At 70.6% G+C, this 16,451-nt stretch carries 17 protein-coding genes; 13 read left to right on the plus strand and 4 right to left on the minus strand.

The window, feature by feature from the left end; genetic code table 11:
* The first annotated feature begins 280 nt into the window (after positions 1-280).
* The 12 genes from I4J89_RS01015 (at position 281) to I4J89_RS01070 (ending at position 10,557) form a co-directional block, all read left to right on the plus strand.
* Positions 281-961 carry a sigma-70 family RNA polymerase sigma factor gene (locus I4J89_RS01015; protein ID WP_196411866.1) on the plus strand — a complete coding sequence of 227 codons (681 nt, stop codon included), beginning with the start codon at positions 281-283 and terminating at the stop codon, positions 959-961.
* A complete protein-coding gene (locus I4J89_RS01020) occupies positions 958-1,728 on the plus strand; it encodes a zf-HC2 domain-containing protein (protein WP_196411867.1) in 771 nt (256 codons plus the stop codon). Before I4J89_RS01015 ends, I4J89_RS01020 begins: the two co-directional genes overlap by 4 nt.
* A gap of 221 nt (positions 1,729-1,949) precedes the next feature.
* Complete coding sequence (locus I4J89_RS01025; protein WP_196411868.1) at positions 1,950-2,621, plus strand: hypothetical protein; 672 nt, start codon at positions 1,950-1,952, stop codon at positions 2,619-2,621.
* A gap of 35 nt (positions 2,622-2,656) precedes the next feature.
* A complete protein-coding gene (locus tag I4J89_RS01030; RefSeq protein ID WP_196411869.1) occupies positions 2,657-3,433 on the plus strand; it encodes a DUF4142 domain-containing protein in 777 nt (258 codons plus the stop codon).
* 38 nt (positions 3,434-3,471) lie between these two features.
* Positions 3,472-4,689, plus strand: coding sequence for a Pecanex-like protein 1 (locus I4J89_RS01035; RefSeq protein ID WP_196411870.1), 1,218 nt, complete (start codon positions 3,472-3,474; stop codon positions 4,687-4,689).
* 285 nt (positions 4,690-4,974) lie between these two features.
* Positions 4,975-5,883: a DNA-3-methyladenine glycosylase family protein gene (locus I4J89_RS01040; protein WP_196411871.1), complete on the plus strand. Its 909-nt coding sequence runs from the start codon at positions 4,975-4,977 to the stop codon at positions 5,881-5,883.
* A 79-nt stretch (positions 5,884-5,962) separates the two neighbouring features.
* A complete protein-coding gene (locus tag I4J89_RS01045) occupies positions 5,963-7,231 on the plus strand; it encodes a hemolysin family protein (protein ID WP_196411872.1) in 1,269 nt (422 codons plus the stop codon).
* A gap of 47 nt (positions 7,232-7,278) precedes the next feature.
* Entirely contained in the window at positions 7,279-7,845 is a 567-nt protein-coding gene (locus I4J89_RS01050) for a GAF domain-containing protein (protein WP_196411873.1), read from the plus strand.
* A 51-nt stretch (positions 7,846-7,896) separates the two neighbouring features.
* Positions 7,897-8,070 (plus strand): hypothetical protein, encoded by a 174-nt coding sequence (locus I4J89_RS01055; protein WP_230858155.1) that lies wholly within the window; start codon positions 7,897-7,899, stop codon positions 8,068-8,070.
* Between the two features lie 34 nt (positions 8,071-8,104).
* On the plus strand, positions 8,105-9,034 hold the full coding sequence (locus I4J89_RS01060; protein ID WP_196411875.1) for a diacylglycerol/lipid kinase family protein: 930 nt from the start codon (positions 8,105-8,107) through the stop codon (positions 9,032-9,034).
* Between the two features lie 472 nt (positions 9,035-9,506).
* Complete coding sequence (locus I4J89_RS01065) at positions 9,507-9,974, plus strand: DIP1984 family protein (protein WP_196412219.1); 468 nt, start codon at positions 9,507-9,509, stop codon at positions 9,972-9,974.
* A 379-nt stretch (positions 9,975-10,353) separates the two neighbouring features.
* Positions 10,354-10,557: a hypothetical protein gene (locus tag I4J89_RS01070; RefSeq protein WP_196411876.1), complete on the plus strand. Its 204-nt coding sequence runs from the start codon at positions 10,354-10,356 to the stop codon at positions 10,555-10,557.
* Positions 10,558-10,614: 57 nt separating this feature from the next.
* Here I4J89_RS01070 and I4J89_RS01075 read toward each other — a convergent pair whose 3' ends face one another.
* Positions 10,615-11,718 carry an MBL fold metallo-hydrolase gene (locus I4J89_RS01075; RefSeq protein WP_196411877.1) on the minus strand — a complete coding sequence of 368 codons (1,104 nt, stop codon included), beginning with the start codon at positions 11,716-11,718 and terminating at the stop codon, positions 10,615-10,617.
* Between the two features lie 100 nt (positions 11,719-11,818).
* Here I4J89_RS01075 and I4J89_RS01080 point away from each other — a divergent pair, with 100 nt between their 5' ends.
* The gene (locus I4J89_RS01080) at positions 11,819-13,285 is read left to right on the plus strand and encodes a deoxyguanosinetriphosphate triphosphohydrolase family protein (RefSeq protein ID WP_196411878.1); all 1,467 of its coding nucleotides are present in this window, start codon (positions 11,819-11,821) and stop codon (positions 13,283-13,285) included.
* A gap of 1 nt (position 13,286) precedes the next feature.
* On the opposite strand, the gene I4J89_RS01085 is transcribed toward I4J89_RS01080, so the two are convergent.
* Genes I4J89_RS01085 through I4J89_RS01095 form a run of 3 tightly spaced genes read right to left on the minus strand, consistent with a single transcriptional unit; the run spans position 13,287 to position 16,436 of the window.
* On the minus strand, positions 13,287-14,006 hold the full coding sequence (locus I4J89_RS01085) for an SDR family NAD(P)-dependent oxidoreductase (protein ID WP_196411879.1): 720 nt from the start codon (positions 14,004-14,006) through the stop codon (positions 13,287-13,289).
* 10 nt (positions 14,007-14,016) lie between these two features.
* Complete coding sequence (locus I4J89_RS01090) at positions 14,017-14,808, minus strand: helix-turn-helix domain-containing protein (RefSeq protein WP_196411880.1); 792 nt, start codon at positions 14,806-14,808, stop codon at positions 14,017-14,019.
* Entirely contained in the window at positions 14,805-16,436 is a 1,632-nt protein-coding gene (locus I4J89_RS01095; RefSeq protein ID WP_196411881.1) for a GMC oxidoreductase, read from the minus strand. The genes I4J89_RS01090 and I4J89_RS01095 overlap by 4 nt, the downstream gene beginning before the upstream one ends.
* Positions 16,437-16,451: the final 15 nt, after the last annotated feature.

Here is a 16,451-nt window from a genome sequence, read left to right on the forward strand (position 1 = left end):
TGTTCACGCTACGAGATCACGCTCTCCTGCCGCCGGGAGAATTATTCTCGCGGACATGTCTGCGGTCCCTTCTCACTGAGTATCATTCCGGCTTACCTGGCGTCCGAATCGGCGTAGATCAATACGGAGGGTGATCCGCGACGGGGCGCCTTCATGATCAAGATCGCAGCGGAGGACCGTTGAGACCGAGTGCCCCGGAAAATCTCGAGCCGGCTTTGATCCCGGCCGGGCCCCCCAGCCGTACTACAGGCGACGGGGAAGGGTCCGGGCGGAGGTATCGATGCATGCGGTGGCCGAGTATCGGCTCGCGCCGGAGAGGGTGCGTGTGATGGCGCGGCAACACTCCGGTGGTAGGTGGCAGGCTCTCGACGGTGGCAATCACCGCGACGAGGGCACGGTGATCCCGCGGCAGGCGCCGCGGCACGAGGCCGCTCCGAGCAGCAGCCCGAGCCACGAGGACACGCTGGTCAAGCTGCTCTACGAGGAGCACGCGGGACCGCTGCTGATGTTCGTGCTGCGGCTGACCGGCGGTGACCGGCAGCGCGCCGAGGACATCGTGCAGGAGACGCTTCTGCGTGCCTGGCGCAACGCGCACCGTCTCGGTGCGCAGGGCCAGCAGTCGCTGCGTCCGTGGCTGGTCACAGTGGCCCGGCGGATCGCGATCGACGAGCACCGGAGCGCCAACGCCCGGCCCGCCGAGACGTACGATCGGGAGTTGGAGAGCTTCCCGACCACCTCCGACGAGACCGACAAGGTCCTTCAGTCGATGACGGTGTCGGATGCTCTGCGCCAGTTGAGCCATTCGCACCGGGAGATCCTCATCGAGACGTACTTCCGTGGCCGCACCGTGCCGGAAGCGGCGGAGGCGCTGAACCTGCCGCTGGGCACGGCCAAGTCCCGGGTGTACTACGCGCTGCGGGCGCTGCGGACGGCTCTTCAGCAGCGGGGGGTGACCGAATGACACAGGAACAGCACTTCGACGTGGCGTCGTACGCGCTGGGCGTGCTCGACGACCGGGACGCCTCGCTGTTCGAGGACCACCTGATCGACTGCCCGCAGTGCGCGTTCGAGCTGGAGTCGTTCGTCCAGGTGGCGGACGTGCTGGCGACTGTCGACGCGGAGGCGCTGATCGCCGCCGAGCAGTCCGAGCGCGACGGCGCCGTGCTGAACAAGATGCTCCGTGAGGTCCGGGTCGAGCGTCGGCGGGCGAACAGCCACCGGCTCTACTCGCTGGCCGCCGCGGTGGTCGTGTTCGCCATGCTGTCCATCGGCGCGCTCTTCGCCGGTGGCCGCTGGCTCGGGCCGGAGTCGACCCCGCAGGCCCCTCAGGCGCAGAACAGCAGCCAGCTCGACCCGCTGCCGAACGGCGACGGGGTGGGCATCGGCGGCACCAAGCTGCCCGGTGAGCCGTTCAACGGCACCGACCCGCGCAGTGGCGTGGCCATGGCCGTCGGCTTGGAGAAGAAGGACTGGGGCACCCAGATCTCCTTCGCCGTCTCCAACGTCACCGGACCCAAGCAGTGCGCCCTCGTCGCGGTCCGCCGGGACGGCACCTCGGAGCAGCTCGCCACCTGGACCGTGGGTGAGGGTGGCTGGGGAACCACCGCCAACCCCAACCCGCTGCTCTTCCAGGCGATCACCGCGACCGCCCGTGAGGACATCGCGCACATCCAGGTGCAGGAGATCACCGAGAGCGGCCCGGGCGAGACTCTGGTTCGCGTTCCGTAACCGTACGAACACGAATAGGCCCGGCTGCTGATGCGGCCGGGCCTATTTTCACGCGCGGTGGTCTTGGTCTTACGGACGGGTGACGCGGAAGGTTCAAAAGAAAATTTCCTGATTTGATCGCGTCGATTGTTCAACCGACTTCACACGCTCTCCGTACTACTGCCCGGAATAGGCGAGCTGAATCAGCTGGAGGGCCAGTGGCACCGGAGAAGCGAAAGTTGATGGTTGTCGGCGCTGCGCTGGCGGCGGTGGTAGCACTGCCCGGCTGCGCCCCGGCCGGATACAACGCGGCCGACTACGGCAACGCGGCTGAACCTGCGTCCAACGATGTCGCCGCCTCGCCGGGGGCGACGGCCGAGCCGGAGGGCACCGCGGAGGCCACGGCGCCCGCGGATCCCGCGGGTGGCGAGGCGAACACGCCCGAGGTCAGCGACGAGCTCGCGACGACCTCGCTGACCGGCACGAAGGTGCCCCGGATGGGCAAGGTCGTCGAGGACCAGGACGGTTTCGTCCTGTACCGCTTCGACGACGACAAGGACGACCCGGCCAAGTCGAACTGCAACGGCGACTGCGCCGAGGTCTGGCCGCCGGCGCTCACCAACGACGGTGAGCCGAAGCTCAAGGGCGTCAGCGCGGATCTCGTCGGCACGGTCACCCGGGCGGACGGCACCAAGCAGCTGACCCTCAAGGGCTGGCCGCTCTACCGCTACCTCGGCGACAAGAAGCCGGGTCAGTGGAAGGGCCAGAACGTGGGCGGCAAGTGGTTCGTCATCAACCCGGACGGCACCAAGAACCTGACGTGTCTGCCCGCCATCTCGAAGCCGGTCGCGCCCCCCGCCGACGACGAAGCCGCAGGCGCGGCTGAGGACTCCGGCAGCGACTACAGCTACTGATCCGGCTCACGAGGCATTGGAGGTTCGAGGAAAAGATGAAGGCCCGCCGTATCCCCCGATGGCTGGTCGCCACCCTGGCACTTTCCCTGGCGTTCATGGTGACGCCGGCCGGGGTCGCTCACGCCGAAGACGCAGTGCCCGTGCCGCCGAACACCGGACTCACCGACAAGGGAACCGGCACGCTCACCGCGTCCGACCGTGACTTCGTCATCAAGGTCCGGCTCGCCGGCCTCTGGGAGGTTCCCGCCGGCAACATCGTCGCCGAGAAGTCGGAGAACCCGAAGGTCGTCAAGATCGGTCAGGAGATCGCCAAGCAGCACGTGTCGCTTGACAACCTGACCCGCGCGGCCGCCAAGAAGCTCGGCATCAGCCTGCCGAACCAGCCCAACGGCGATCAGCAGTTCTGGCTGAGCGAGATGCGCAACGCGCCGACCACGGAGCAACTCGACCAGATCTTCATCGACCGGCTCCGCGCCGCGCACGGCAACATCTTCCCGGCGATCGGCACGATCCGGGCCACCACCCGCAACGACACGGTCCGCAAGCTGGCCCAGCACACCAACCAGTTCGTCATGACGCACATGACCCTGCTGGAGAGCAGCGGCATCGTCGACTACGCCGCGTTGCCCACCGCGCCCGCGCCGAAGGCCGCGGCCGGACAGGGCCCGGTTCCGGTCGACAACCAGATGCTCGTCGCGGCCACCGAGGGCGGCAGCGTGCCGGGCCTCAGCAACACCGTCATCCTCATCGTCCTCGCCGCCGCGCTGGTGGTCGGGGTTGTCACGACCATGCGCATCTTCCGCGCGCGGTAGGTATCACTCGCCCACGGCGACCAAGAAAGGTGTCACCCATGCGAAGGTCAAAGTACCGGCGCGCCAGTTCCCCGACGTGGTTCAGCGGTCGGCGCCGCATCATCGCCGTCGCGGCCACGCTTGTCGCGTTCGGCGGCATCGTGACCGTGACCCAGGTCTCGAATGCCAGCACTGACCGCACCACGAAGCGGGCCTTGGCAGCCTGTGACGACCTGGCCGCCCCGAACCAGTCCCGGTTGTCCACCGAGACTCGGCGGGGCACGTGGACCACGAACAACGGCCAGGTCACCCAGCACGCGGACGACGGCGCCGGCGATGTGGCGACCAGCGCCGAAGTGCGGGCCCGTTGCCGGGAGTGGGTGATGAACAACGTCGCCAACGAGGAGGCCACGGACGAGGCCACCACCAACGCTCGCCGGGGCCGCGGCAACAACGGCGGTAACAACAACGGCGGCAACAACGGCAGCACCCCGCCGTCGGCGCCGGCCGAGGACCCGTCCGCGCCGGCCGGGGACCCGTCCGCTCCGGCGGAGGACCCCAGCGCTCCGGCCGAGAACCCCGGCGCGTCCGCCCCGCCCGCCGAGGACGACCAGAACCAGGGCGGCGACCAGGGTGGCGACCAGAACCAGGGTGGCGACCAGAACCAGGGCGGCGACCAGGGCGGCGACCAGGACCAGCCCGACCCGGGCCAGACCACCCCGCCGCCCGGTGCCGGCCTCGGCATCCTGACCAACAGCTGCGACACCAGCAACCTGACGCCGCACGACGGTTTCCAGCGTGGCGACCGCTGCGTCTCCACCGAGTTCGGTGAGGTCGGCGCCGCCGCCAACAACCCGACGCTGCTGATCACCCAGGCTCCGGCCCAGGTGCGGGTGAACCAGCCCTTCACGATCCAGGTCAGCACCCGCAACCTGATCCGTGACCGGTTCCTCGCGGCCGGCCAGGGCGGCTACTACGTGGAGAGCAGCGTTCTGCAGAACGGCCTGGTGCGTGGTCACTTCCACTCCGCCTGCCGCATTCTGAACAGCCGCAGCCAGGCTCCCGACCCGGCTCCGGTCCCGGCGTTCTTCGTCGCGACCGAGGACAGCCGCGGCAGCGCCCAGCCGGACACGGTCGCCATCCAGGTGCCCGGTCTGCCGGAGCGCGGCACCTTCCAGTGCTCCTCGTGGGCGGGTGACGGTTCGCACCGGATCCCGATGATGGAGCGCGCCAACCAGACGCCGGCCTTCGACTCGGTCCGGGTCCGCGTCCGCTGACCCAGCCGGCGTAAGACAACGAACGCGGAGCAACTGCCGCTTCGCCGGTGCCGAACCGGACCGGGCGCTCCCAGCCCGGTCCGGGCCCCCCTTCGGTACCGGCGACCGTCCCTCCCCCTGCTGGACGAGTGATGCGGCAGCTGCCCGGCCACCACCGGGCAGGCTCCGTACCGGGTGACCGGACCTTTCTCGGGTGTCCGGTCACCGCCCGATGGCCCTGACCCAGGAGCACGGTCAGGGCCATCGGCCTGTTCCTGAGCCGGGCCGCGGTGTCATAGTTCTCCGGTGACGTCCGAGGTGATCCGCCGCCTGACACCGCCGGAGCGGTATCAGTTCGGCGCCTCGGTGCGGCCGCTGCTGGTGCCCAAGCACGACCCCTGCGGGCTCTGGCGCGACGGCGACTTCTGGCTCGCCGCGCGTACCCCGGATGGTCCGGCCACTCTGCACCTGGCCCGCGCCGGCGGGGATCTGATCGCGACCGGCCATGGGCCGGGCGCGCGATGGATCACCGATCGCGCGGACGCGATCGCCGGGCTGCGCGACGATCTGAGCGACTTTCTCCCGCTGGCCATGCGGCATCCGCTGGTCGGGCGCCTGGCCAAGACCTTTTCCGGGGTACGCCTACCCGCCACCGGCCGCCTCTTCCCGCGCCTGCTCCGGGCGATCCTGGAGCAGAAGGTCACCGGCAAGGAGGCGCACCGGTCCTACCGGGCGATCTGCCGGCACTTCGGCGAGCCCGCCCCGGGCCCGGTGGAGCTGATGCTGCCGCCGGATCCGGCCGCGGTGGCGGCCACGCCCTACTGGACGTTCCATCCCTTCGGTGTCGAGCAGCGCCGCACCCAGGCACTACTGCGGGCGGCGCAGGTCGCGGAGCGGCTGGAGAGGTGCGCGGACTCGCCGGAGGCGACGGCCCGGATGACGGCGTTGCCCGGCATCGGCCCGTGGACCGCCGCCGAGACGGTCCGGTACGCCTACGGCGACCCCGACGCGGTGAGTGTCGGCGACTTCCACATCCCGAACACCGTGGCGTGGGCGCTGGCCGGTGAGGCCCGCGGTACCGACGAGCGGATGCTCGAACTGCTCGAACCCTTCCGTGGACATCGGGGACGGGTCTGCGATCTGTTCGCCCTCGGCGGTCTCGGCGCGCCGAAGTTCGGCCCGCGGATGCCGGTGCGGTCCTTCGCCCGGTTCTGATCCGGCGCAGTGCCGGGTGTGTGCCCGTCCCGCTCGCTACCGTGGTCCGGCATGATCAAAAAGTCCGAAGGGCGTACGAATGGATGGCTTTGTCGGTCCAGTCCTGCTTGTGCTGGTGCTGACCCTGGTCAACGCCGTCTTCACGGGTAGCGAGATGGCGGTGATCTCGCTCCGGGAAAGCCAGCTGCACCGTCTGGAGCGCGAGTCCCGCGGCGGCCAGGTGCTGGCCCGCCTGAGCCGCGACTCGAACCGCTTTCTCGCCACGATCCAGATCGGCATCACGCTCGCCGGCTTCCTGGCCTCCGCGGTCGTCGCCAAGTCGTTCTCCGAGCCGCTGGAGAAGCACCTGAGCGCCCTCGGTTCGGCCGCCCAGCCGGTCTCCACCGTGCTGCTCACCATCGTGCTCACCTTCGTCACCCTGGTCCTCGGTGAGCTGGCCCCGAAACGGATCGCCATGCAGCGCGCCGAGGGGTGGGCGCTGTTGATGGCCCGGCCACTGGACGTGATCGCCACCTTCTCCCGGCCCGCGGTGTGGCTGCTCGGCCGGGTGACCGACGGGGTGGTACGCCTGGCCGGCGTGGACCCGCACGCCCAGCGCGACGAGGTCACCACCGAGGAGATCCGCGACATGGTGGCGGCCCAGCAGGAGTTCTCCGCCGAGCAACGCGAGATCATCTCCGGCGCCTTCGAGATCGCCGACCGGATCCTGCGGGAGATCCTGGTGCCCCGGCGGGACGTACTCACCCTGGCCAGCGGCAGCCCGGCGGCGGACGCGCTGCGGACGCTGATCGAGGGTGGGCACTCCCGGGCCCCGGTGATCGGCCCGGCCGGTCTGGACGACGTGATCGGCGTGGTGCACCTGCGTGATCTGGTCGGGGCGGACGGAGCGGTGGACGAGGTGGCCCGGCCGGGGCTCTTCCTGCCGGAGACGCTCCGGGTCTCGGACGCGCTCAAGCAGCTGCGGGGCGAGCGCCAGCCGCTCGCCCTGATCGTCGACGAGCGCGGTGCCATCGACGGCATCGTCACGATCGAGGACCTCGTCGAGGAGATCGTGGGGGAGATCTACGACGAGACGGACCGGGACGTCGCGGCGACCGTACGCGAAGCCGACGGCGCCCTGCTGATGCCCGGCTCGTTCCCGATCCACGACCTGCCGGACGTCGGCTTCCACGGTGACCTGGCGGAGGACGGCGACTACACCACGGTCGCCGGGATGGTGCTCGCCGCGCTCGGGCACATTCCCACCGAGCCGGGCGAGTCGGTGCTGCTGCCCGAGTTCACCGCCGAGGTGGTCGAGGTGACCGGCCGAGCCATCACCAAGGTGCGGGTACGCGCCCGCGACGACTGACTCGGTGTGCGACTCATTTTCGTCTTCCAGCAAATAGGCTGGCGTCCATGACTGTGTCGTCGAACGCATACGAATACCTGGACAACGTCGGTCCGCAGGAGCAGGCCCGGCTCGCCGCGGTACGCCGCTACCGGTTGGTGGACCAGCCGGTCGAGGACGCATACGACCGGATCGCCTTCGTGGCCGGCGCGATTTTCGACACTCCGATCGCGACGGTGTCCCTGGTCGAGCAGGACCGGGTCTGGCTGGCCGCCTGCCAGGGCCTGTCCGGCGTGCGCGAGGTCGGCAAGGAGCCCGGCCTGTGCGCCTCGGTGATCGCCCAGGACGACGTGTACGTGATCAACAACGCCGCCGTCGACCCGCGCACGCTCGAACATCCGCTGGTCCGCGGCGAGCTGGGGTTGCGCTTCTACGCCGCCGCGCCGATCCGCACCCACGACGGATACCGCCTCGGCACCGTCAACGTGATCGACAGCCGGCCCCGGGAGGCCAACGCGCGCCAGCTCAAGGCACTCGAGCACCTCGCCTCGATCGTCGCCGACGAGCTGGAACTGCGGCTCATGGTGATTCGCAGCGCCGCCGCCGAACAACGTATGCGGGACACGGTGAGCTGATCTTGAATCCTGGGTACTCAGGTACTCATGATTTGGAACTTGGCTCGCAAGATGATCCTTACCGCCGTCCTTGTCCCGCTCGGCGCCGCCGGTGCGCGCGCTCTCAGCGAGCGCATCGAACGCCGCCGTGGCGCGAACCGGTTCAGCCGGCTGCTGCGTCAGGGCGCCGACACCGCTCAGACCCTGTTCGGCCGCAAGAAGCGCAGCCGCTTCGGATTCCGCTGATTCAAAATTTTCCGGATGGGGTAACGGCGGCGATATGCGTACCCCCCGCACGATCGCCGTCGTTGCCCACCAGCGGAAGACGCTCGGTGGCGGACTCGATGAACTGCGCCGCCGCATCACCGGCCAGGACGTCAAGGAACTGCTCTGGTTCGAGGTGCCGAAGAGCCGCAAAGCACCGAAGAAGGTCCGCGAGGCCATCGAGGCCGGCGTCGACCTGCTGGTCGTGTGGGGCGGCGACGGTCTGGTCCAGCGCAGCCTCGACGTACTCGCCCGGGAGAAGGGCGGCAGCAAGATCCCGGTCGCGATCATCCCGGCCGGCACCGGCAACCTGCTCGCCGGCAACCTCGGCATCCCGACCGACCTGGAACGGGCCGTCGACATCGCGTTCCACGGCGAACGCCGCCGCTACGACCTCGGCCGGCTCGCCGGCGAGCACTTCGCGGTGATGGCCGGCGTCGGCTTCGACGGTGCGATGATCAAGGACGCGGACGGCGACCTCAAGGACCGGCTCGGCAAGCTCGCGTACGTCTGGGCCGGCATCCGCCACGTCAACGGCGAGGCACCGCGTGCGACGATCGACGTGGACGGCACCCGCTGGTTCGACGACGAGGCCAGCTGCGTACTGATCGGCAACGTCGGCACGATCACCGGCGGCATCCGGGCCTTCGACGACGCCGAGCCCGACGACGGCTGGCTCGACGTCGGCGTGGCCACCGCGCAGGGCGCCCTCCAGTGGGCCCGCGCCCTCGGCACGATGGCGGTCGGCCGGTCCGATCGTTCGCCCTTCGTCCGCACCACCCGAGCCCGCCGCGTCGACGTCAAGCTCGAGTCCAAGCTCGTCTACGAACTCGACGGCGGAGCCCGCGCCAAGACCAAGAAATTCACCGCGTCGGTGGTCCCGGCCGCGGTCCAGATCTGCGTGCCGGCATCGAACGGCACGAGCGACACGCCCCCCACCGAATAGCCGAAGCGACAACCTCCCACTCCAGGCTTTGGTCCAGCTTCTTCGGGGTACGCGTAACCGGCGTCCCGCCGAAGCCGACCCGTCCCCGCTCTCCCGGCGCGAGCCCGCCTTTCACTCACCGCCCCACCGCGACCGCCGGGAAACAGCATCACCTGCCGGTTACGGCCGTCCACGGCTGATGGCTGTCACCGCCTCCTGTGGCCGCCCCGCGCCGCCCTGCCCCCGCAGCGCGACGGACTGGTGTTTCCCGGCGGTCGCGCTGCGGCCGGGACGGAAAGCCGGGCTCGCGCGGGCAGGGCGGCACGGGACGGCTTCGGCGAGACACCGGTCACCCGTACCGATGAAGGAGAGTGACCGGCGAGCAGACCTCGACCACGAAGTCTGTATAGCTCGCGCGGGACGAGCGGGGACCGTCGATATCGCGTACCGAATATCGGTGGGCGTGATGATCGAATCGCCGGATACTTGCGGGATGAAGCTTGCTGAGGCTCTCGCGCTGCGCGCTGAGAAGGCGCGGCGCGCCGATCAGCTGCGGGCGCGCATCACCGCGAACGCGCGCTACCAGGAGGGTGAGACGCCGGCTGAGGAGGCGGGTGACCTGCTCGATGAGGCGGGTGACGTGCTTGGCGAGCTGGAGTCGCTGATTCGCCGGATCAACCGGACCAATGCCACGGTGACGGTGGACGGCGGTGGCACGCTGACCGACGCGCTGGCGCGCCGCGACGTGCTCCGGCTGCGGCACGGGCTGGTCACGGCGGCCGCGAGCGCTGCGGCGGGGGAGGGCCAGCACGGGTATCGGCAGTTGCGCTCCGAGCTGCGGATGATCGCCGCGTTGCCGGTGGCCGAGTTGCGGGCGCAGGCTGATGAGCTGGCGCGGGAGCTTCGTGAGGTGGACACGCTGATTCAGCGGACCAACTGGGAGGCGGACCTTCTGGACTGACCGGTCGCGGGATGCGGAGTGGGTAGCCGGCGTGGAGGCGTGCACCAACCCGGGAGCCGCGGGTCAACACGGTTCATTTCTTTGGCGCGCTGCGGGCGGCGCGGGGGTTCGATTCCCCGATCACATCGCATGCCCAGCACACCGCACAGGTGACGGCGCACAGGGAACAACTCACCACCGGGTGTGGATCCACGACGGCGAGGGCGGGGCAGGGGCACCCGCGTCCCGCGATCGGTCGAACGATTCGAGTGACTGAAAGGCGACAGTAAGGTTCGTCGCCGTCCATGCCGCGGAGCACCCTATTCGCCCATGAATCCTCTGGATTGTGGCGGGATGCGCACCCAAACTGGCTGTCACCGTTCGACTCCAGGGGGTTCACATGTATCTAGGTGCTCTGCTCGCCACGGGCGGGCTGATCGTCGTCGCCTACCGGCCCAACGCGGCGTGGCGGGAGGCGCGATCGGCGCGCTATTCAATGCGTACCGGCCGGAAGCTGGCCTGGTCGCACACCGTCCGATTAGCCGCCGGCGTGACGGCCGTGATCGTCGGCCTGTTGATCGCCGGCTTCGAACTGGCCGGCTGACCCGGCTCGCCGCGCGGCCCGTGGTGCGATCCACCGCGGGCCGCCGGTTGCGATCCGCTAGGCGATCTGCTGCCACCAGCCGTCGACCGCGGGCGGGTTGTCCACGTCCACCCGCTCACCGGGACGCGGGATGGCCAGCCGCACGTCCCGTGCCTTCGCCTCCCGCCAGGTGCGGTCGGCCGGCTCGGCCCAGTCGTGCAGGGCCAGGTTGAACGTCGCCCAGTGCACCGGGATCATCAGCCCACCGTGTACGTCCACGTGCACCGCGACGCCGTCCTCCGGGAACATGTGGATGTCCGGCCACTGGTCGCCGTACGCACCCACCTGCACCAGCGTGACGTCGAACGGCCCGTACTCCGCGCCGATCTCGGCGAAGCCCGGGAAGTAGCCGGTGTCACCCGAGTAGAAGGCCTTCCGGGTCGGCCCGTTGATCACCCAGCTGGCCCAGAGCGTCTCGTCCCGGCTGAACCCGCGTCCGGAGAAGTGCCGGGCCGGGGTGGCGACGAACTCCACGCCGGCCACCTTGGCCTTCTCGTGCCAGTCCAGCTCGATGATGCGGGTCGCCGGGACACCCCAGCGCTCCAGGTGCGCACCCACCCCGAGCGGCACCAGGAACGGCGCGGCCTGCAGGTCCACCAGGTTCTGGATGGTGACCATGTCCAGGTGGTCGTAGTGGTCGTGGGAGATCACCACGGCGTCCAGCGAGGGCAGCTCGCGCAGCGGAATCGGCGGCTCGTGCAGCCGGCGCGGGCCGGTCAGCCGGGACGGGGAGCAGCGATCGCTCCAGACCGGGTCGAGCAGGATCCGCCGGCCCTCGATCTCGACCAGCGCGGAGGAGTGCCCGTACCAGGTGACGTGCAGGCCCTGCGGGTCGGCGCCGGCGGCCGGGCTGACCACGGGGACCGGCTGGTGCGGGCGCCGGGCATCGCGGCCGGTGGCCGCGGCGGCGGCCAGGCGTGGCACCGAGGCCACGGTGACCTGGCTGGCCGGGACGGTGTTGCGGAACTTGCCCTCGGAGAACTGCGGCGAGGCCTCGATCCGGGCGCGGCGGCTGCCGCGCGCCCGCGCGCCGAGCTGCGCGGGTAGGTCGCGGACGGCCCAGACCGCCGCGGCGCCCAGGGCCAGAGCCATGACTGTACGGGTACGTGCACGCTTCGCCATGCGCCCAGTCTGACCGGGAGAACCCGTCCCCTGCCAGCTCCCGCCTCAGCCTCCCCTCAGCAAGTGACGGGTATGACACCGGCCGCGATAACCTCCGGGGATGGATGATCCACGTGCCCAGCGGCTCTTCGGCGACAGTCTGGTCGCGCCCGGTGACCTAGCGTCGAGCCCGTTCCGCGTGGACCGGGACCGGATCGTCAGCTCGCCCTTCCTGGCCCGGCTGGCCGGGGTCACCCAGGTGATCAGCCCGGGCGGGGCCGGTCTGCTGGTGCACAACCGGCTCACCCACAGCCTCAAGGTCGCCCAGGTCGGCCGGGCGATCGCCGAGCGGCTCCAGCGGGACCAGCCGGATCTGGCGGAGAAGCTGGGCGGTTGCGACCCGGACGTGGTGGAAGCGGCCGCGCTCGCGCACGACCTGGGGCACCCGCCGTTCGGGCATCTCGGCGAGCGGGTGCTGGACCGGCTGGCCCGTGCCCGGCTCCGGCTGCGCGACGGGTTCGAGGGGAACGCCCAGTCGTACCGGATCGTCACCAGCACCGAGATCCGTGGGCAGGCGACGATCGGGCTCAACCTGACCAGCGCCACCCGGGCGGCGATCCTGAAGTACCCGTGGACCAGGCGTAACCACCCGGACCCGCACCCGCGGTTCATGGATCCGGCGCCGCGTGGTGCCGCCGCCGTCCCGGACGACCCGGATGGCGGTTCGCTCAAGTTCGGTGCGTACTCGACGGAGGTCGGGGACATGCGGGCGGCGCGGGCGCCGTTCGCCGGGCGGGTCGCCGACTGGCAGCAGACCGTCGAGGCGTCGGTGATGGACACCGCCGACGACATCGCGTACGCCATCCACGACCTGGAGGACGTGCACCGGGTCGGCGTCCTTCAGCAGGGCGCGGTCGCCGCCGAGCTGATGGCCTGGCAGCGCTGGCGGTCCGAGACCGACGTGAACCGGGCCGGCGGCGCGATCGAGTCGCTGCGCCGGCAACTGCACCGCAAGGACGGCTGGATCGCCGACGACGAGGCCTTCGCCGACGCGGTCGAACTGGTCCGGGCCGAGCTGGTGGACGGGCTGCTGGCCCGGCCGTTCGACGGTTCGCTGGAGGCCGAGGCCCGGGTGGCCGCGTTCTCGGCGAACTGGACCCGGCGCCTGGTCTGGTCGATCGAGATGATCGACCAGCCCGCGGTGCGCAGCGGCCACGTCCAGCTGGCCCGGGCGCAGTGGCACGAGGTGCAGATCCTCAAGTTCGTGCAGAACCGGTTCGTGCTGGAACGCCCCGATCTGGCGCTGCACCAGCGCGGGCAGGCCCGGCTTCTGGCCTCGCTGGTGGAGGCGCTGCTGGCCTGGCTGACCGACCCGGACGAGGCGCAACGGCTGCCGCGCCGCCTGCGCGACCTGGTCGAGCTCGCCGAGGAGGAGCTGCCCGCCGACACCCCGGACCGGATCAGCCGGGGCCGTGGCCGGGCGGTGATCGACTTCGTGGCCGGCCTGACCGACAGCCAGGCCGTGGGTCTCATGGAGGCACTCTCCGGCCGCTCACGCCAACTCTGGACGGACGCGTTCGTGCTGTAGCTCAGACGAGCAGGCCGCCGGAGGCGCGGATGTTCTGGCCGGTCACCCAGGCGGCGTCCGGGCCGGCCAGGAAGGCGATCACCGCGGCCACGTCGGCCGGCTCTCCGAGCCGTTGGAGGGCGGTGAAAGAGGCAGCCCGGGCCAGGGCCTCCGGCGGGTTCTCACCGCGCAGCATGTCGGTGTCGGTGGCGCCGGGCGAGACGGTGTTGACCGTGATGCCGCGGCCGCCCAGCTCGCGGGCCGCGACCGCGGTGAACTGCTCGACGGCGGCCTTGCTCGCGCAGTAGAGGGCGAGGCCGGGCCCGGGTACGACGGTGTTCAGTGTGGACAGGTTGATGATCCGGCCACCGTCACGGAGCAGCGGGATCGCCGCGCGGATGGCCAGCAGCGGGAACTTCGCGTTGATCGTCATCACCCGGTCGAAGTCCTCGGCGGTCAGCTCGGCGATCGGTTTCGAGCCGCTGATCGCCGCGTTGTTGACCAGGATGTCGAAACCGTCCCGGACGGTGTCGAACAGGGCGGGCAGATTGCCGGGGTCCGACTGGTCACACTGGACCGCGACGGCGTTGCCGAGCTCGGCGGCGAGGTCCTCGGCGGCCGCCTTGTTGTCGCGGTAGGTGAACACCACCCGCGCCCCGTCGGCGGCGAACCGCTGGACCACTGCCCGGCCGATGCCCCGGGAACCTCCGGTGACGATGGCGGTCTTTCCGGTGAGCGTCATGCCCCGGACGTTACGAGGAAACGGCCGCCGCGTCTTGAAGCAATGCGTCGGCGAGGGTGCGCCGCAACCCGGTCGGTGTCAGCCCGGACATCGCGCGTACGTCACGGGTGAAGTGCGGCTGGTCGGCGTACCCCGCATCGGTTGCGACCTGGTGCAACGCCGTGCCGGCGGCGACCATGTCGACCGCGCGCTGGAAGCGCGCGATCCGTGCGACCGTGCCCGGTGACAGGCCGATCCGGCGCTGGAAGCCGATCTCCAGCCGGCGCCGGCCCACGCCCAGCCCGGCCGCCACGGCCGCCACCCGGGGCTCCCGCTGCAACCGCGTCCAGGCGGCCGCGACCAGCGGATCCTCATGCGCCGGGCGCAGCCGGGCGGTCAGCCAGTCGTCGAGGACGGCGAAGCGGCCGGTCCAGTCCGGATGCGCTGCGACGCGCTCGGCCAGCTCCGCGTCCCGGCCGCCTAACAGGTCGCCGAGCCCTACGGAACGGTCCGTGAGCTCCCGCATCGGTACGCCGAGCAGCGCCGAAACCCCCGCCGGAGTGAGTCCGACCGTGACGCCGTGCCCCCAGCGAACCGCCCGCTCGACCACCGGAGTGCTGCTCGCACCGGTCACCACCCGCCCGGCACCGGTGATGTCGACGATCAGCGCCGGGATGTTGATCGGCAGGATCCGGTGCCCGATCGGCTCCCTGGTGCGGAACCCGCTGTAGGAGAACACGTACCCGCGCAGCCGGGGATGCGGCCGGCGGACCAGCGTCTCGCACGGTCCCGGAGCCGGTGCCGCCGGCAGCGAGTGGATCATTTCAGGCGGAGTGCGGCCGGGGCGTGCGCCGGTACCGCGGGCGAGCGCGGTGCGATCGGCTCCAGCCGGCGATAGGCGGAACCGACCGGCGGCCGCTGGTCCTCGTCGCCCTTGTTCGGCCAGAGCGCGATCGCCCGCTCGGCCATCGCGGTGATGGTCAGCGACGGGTTGACGCCCAGGTTCGCCGGGACCGCGGACCCGTCCACGACGTGCAGCCCCGGGTAGCCGTAGACCCGGTGGTACGCGTCCACGACCCCCTCGGAGGGCGATGAGCCGATCGTGGCGCCGCCCAGAATGTGCGCGGTCAGCGGGATGTCGACGATGTCGCTGACCGTACCGCCGGGGTAGCCGCCGATCCGGTCGGCGATCCGGCGTACCGCTTCGTGGCCCACCGGGATCCAGCTCGGGTTGGGGTTGCCGTGCCCGAGCGAGGTGGTGAGCCGGCCCCGCCTGGTGCGCCGTACCGTCAGCGAGTTGTCGACCGACTGCATGACCAGGGCGATGATGGTCCGCTCGCTCCACCGGCGTACCGACAGGGAGCGGGCGAACACCATGGGGTGCCGGATCACCTCCCAGAGGAACCGCAGCGGCCGCGGTATCCGCCCGCCGTCCACCAGGATCGTCGACAGCAGACCCATCGCGTTGCTGCCCGGGCCGTAGCGGACCGGCTCGATGTGGGTGTCCGGGTCGGGATGGAACGACGAGGTGATCGCGATGCCCTGGGAGAACGGTTGCTCCGGCACCTCCTTGGTCTCCGCGCCGAGCAGCGCCTCGGAGTTGGTCCGGGTCAGCCGGCCGAGCCGGTCGGAGATGCCGGGCAGGACGCCGGTGTCCTTCATGGCGTGCAGGAGCCGCTGGGTGCCGAGCGCGCCGGCCGCCAGGATCACCTGGTCAGCGGTGAAGACGCCGTTGCGGGTCTCGATCCGCCAGCCGGAGGGCGCAACACGCAGCGCGGTCACCTCGGTGTCCGGGTGCACCACCGCGCCGGCCCGTTCGGCGAGGTAGAGGTAGTTGACGTCGAGGCGGTTCTTGGCGCCGACCCGGCAGCCGATCATGCAGTTGCCGCACTCCAGGCAGCCGGTCCGATCGGGGCCGGCGCCGCCGAAGTACGGGTCCGGCACGGTCTTGCCGGGCTCGCCGAAGAACACCCCCACCGGGGTGAGCCGGAACGTGTGTCCCACTCCCATGTCCTCGGCGACCTGCTTGAACACCACGTCGGACGAGGTCATCGTGGGCTGCTGGGTGACGCCGAGCATCCGGGACGCCTGGTCGTAGAACGGCTTGAGCTCCGCCGCCCAGTCGGTGATCCCGGACCAGTGCGGGTCGTCGAAGAACGGGGCGGGCGGTACGTACAGCGTGTTCGCGTACACCAGCGAGCCGCCGCCGACCCCGGCGGCGGAGAGCACCATGATGTCCTTGAGCAGGGTGATCCGCTGCATGCCGCGCAGGCCGAGCTTGGGTGCCCAGAGGAAGTTGCGCAGGTCCCACGAGGTCTTCGGCAGGGTCTCCGGGGTGAACCGGCGGCCGGCCTCGAGCACGCCGACGCGATAGCCCTTCTCCGCCAGCCGCAGAGCGCTGACGCTGCCACCGAAGCCGCTGCCCACGATCACGATGTCGTAATGCGTCATCGCATCACCTAAGCA

It is taken from the genome of Actinoplanes aureus, assembly GCF_015704865.1.
Lineage (GTDB): Bacteria > Actinomycetota > Actinomycetes > Mycobacteriales > Micromonosporaceae > Actinoplanes > Actinoplanes aureus.

What these genes read in the sequence shown, in the direction of transcription:
- I4J89_RS01015 (WP_196411866.1), top strand. Translation starts at nt 281, where the DNA reads ATGCATGCGGTGGCCGAGTATCGGCTCGCGCCGGAGAGGGTGCGTGTG.
- I4J89_RS01020 (WP_196411867.1), top strand. Translation starts at nt 958, where the DNA reads ATGACACAGGAACAGCACTTCGACGTGGCGTCGTACGCGCTGGGCGTG.
- I4J89_RS01025 (WP_196411868.1), top strand. Translation starts at nt 1,950, where the DNA reads ATGGTTGTCGGCGCTGCGCTGGCGGCGGTGGTAGCACTGCCCGGCTGC.
- I4J89_RS01030 (WP_196411869.1), top strand. Translation starts at nt 2,657, where the DNA reads ATGAAGGCCCGCCGTATCCCCCGATGGCTGGTCGCCACCCTGGCACTT.
- I4J89_RS01035 (WP_196411870.1), top strand. Translation starts at nt 3,472, where the DNA reads ATGCGAAGGTCAAAGTACCGGCGCGCCAGTTCCCCGACGTGGTTCAGC.
- I4J89_RS01045 (WP_196411872.1), top strand. Translation starts at nt 5,963, where the DNA reads ATGGATGGCTTTGTCGGTCCAGTCCTGCTTGTGCTGGTGCTGACCCTG.
- I4J89_RS01050 (WP_196411873.1), top strand. Translation starts at nt 7,279, where the DNA reads ATGACTGTGTCGTCGAACGCATACGAATACCTGGACAACGTCGGTCCG.
- I4J89_RS01055 (WP_230858155.1), top strand. Translation starts at nt 7,897, where the DNA reads ATGATCCTTACCGCCGTCCTTGTCCCGCTCGGCGCCGCCGGTGCGCGC.
- I4J89_RS01060 (WP_196411875.1), top strand. Translation starts at nt 8,105, where the DNA reads ATGCGTACCCCCCGCACGATCGCCGTCGTTGCCCACCAGCGGAAGACG.
- I4J89_RS01065 (WP_196412219.1), top strand. Translation starts at nt 9,507, where the DNA reads ATGAAGCTTGCTGAGGCTCTCGCGCTGCGCGCTGAGAAGGCGCGGCGC.
- I4J89_RS01070 (WP_196411876.1), top strand. Translation starts at nt 10,354, where the DNA reads ATGTATCTAGGTGCTCTGCTCGCCACGGGCGGGCTGATCGTCGTCGCC.
- I4J89_RS01075 (WP_196411877.1), bottom strand. Translation starts at nt 11,718, where the DNA reads ATGGCGAAGCGTGCACGTACCCGTACAGTCATGGCTCTGGCCCTGGGC.
- I4J89_RS01080 (WP_196411878.1), top strand. Translation starts at nt 11,819, where the DNA reads ATGGATGATCCACGTGCCCAGCGGCTCTTCGGCGACAGTCTGGTCGCG.
- I4J89_RS01085 (WP_196411879.1), bottom strand. Translation starts at nt 14,006, where the DNA reads ATGACGCTCACCGGAAAGACCGCCATCGTCACCGGAGGTTCCCGGGGC.
- I4J89_RS01090 (WP_196411880.1), bottom strand. Translation starts at nt 14,808, where the DNA reads ATGATCCACTCGCTGCCGGCGGCACCGGCTCCGGGACCGTGCGAGACG.
- I4J89_RS01095 (WP_196411881.1), bottom strand. Translation starts at nt 16,436, where the DNA reads ATGACGCATTACGACATCGTGATCGTGGGCAGCGGCTTCGGTGGCAGC.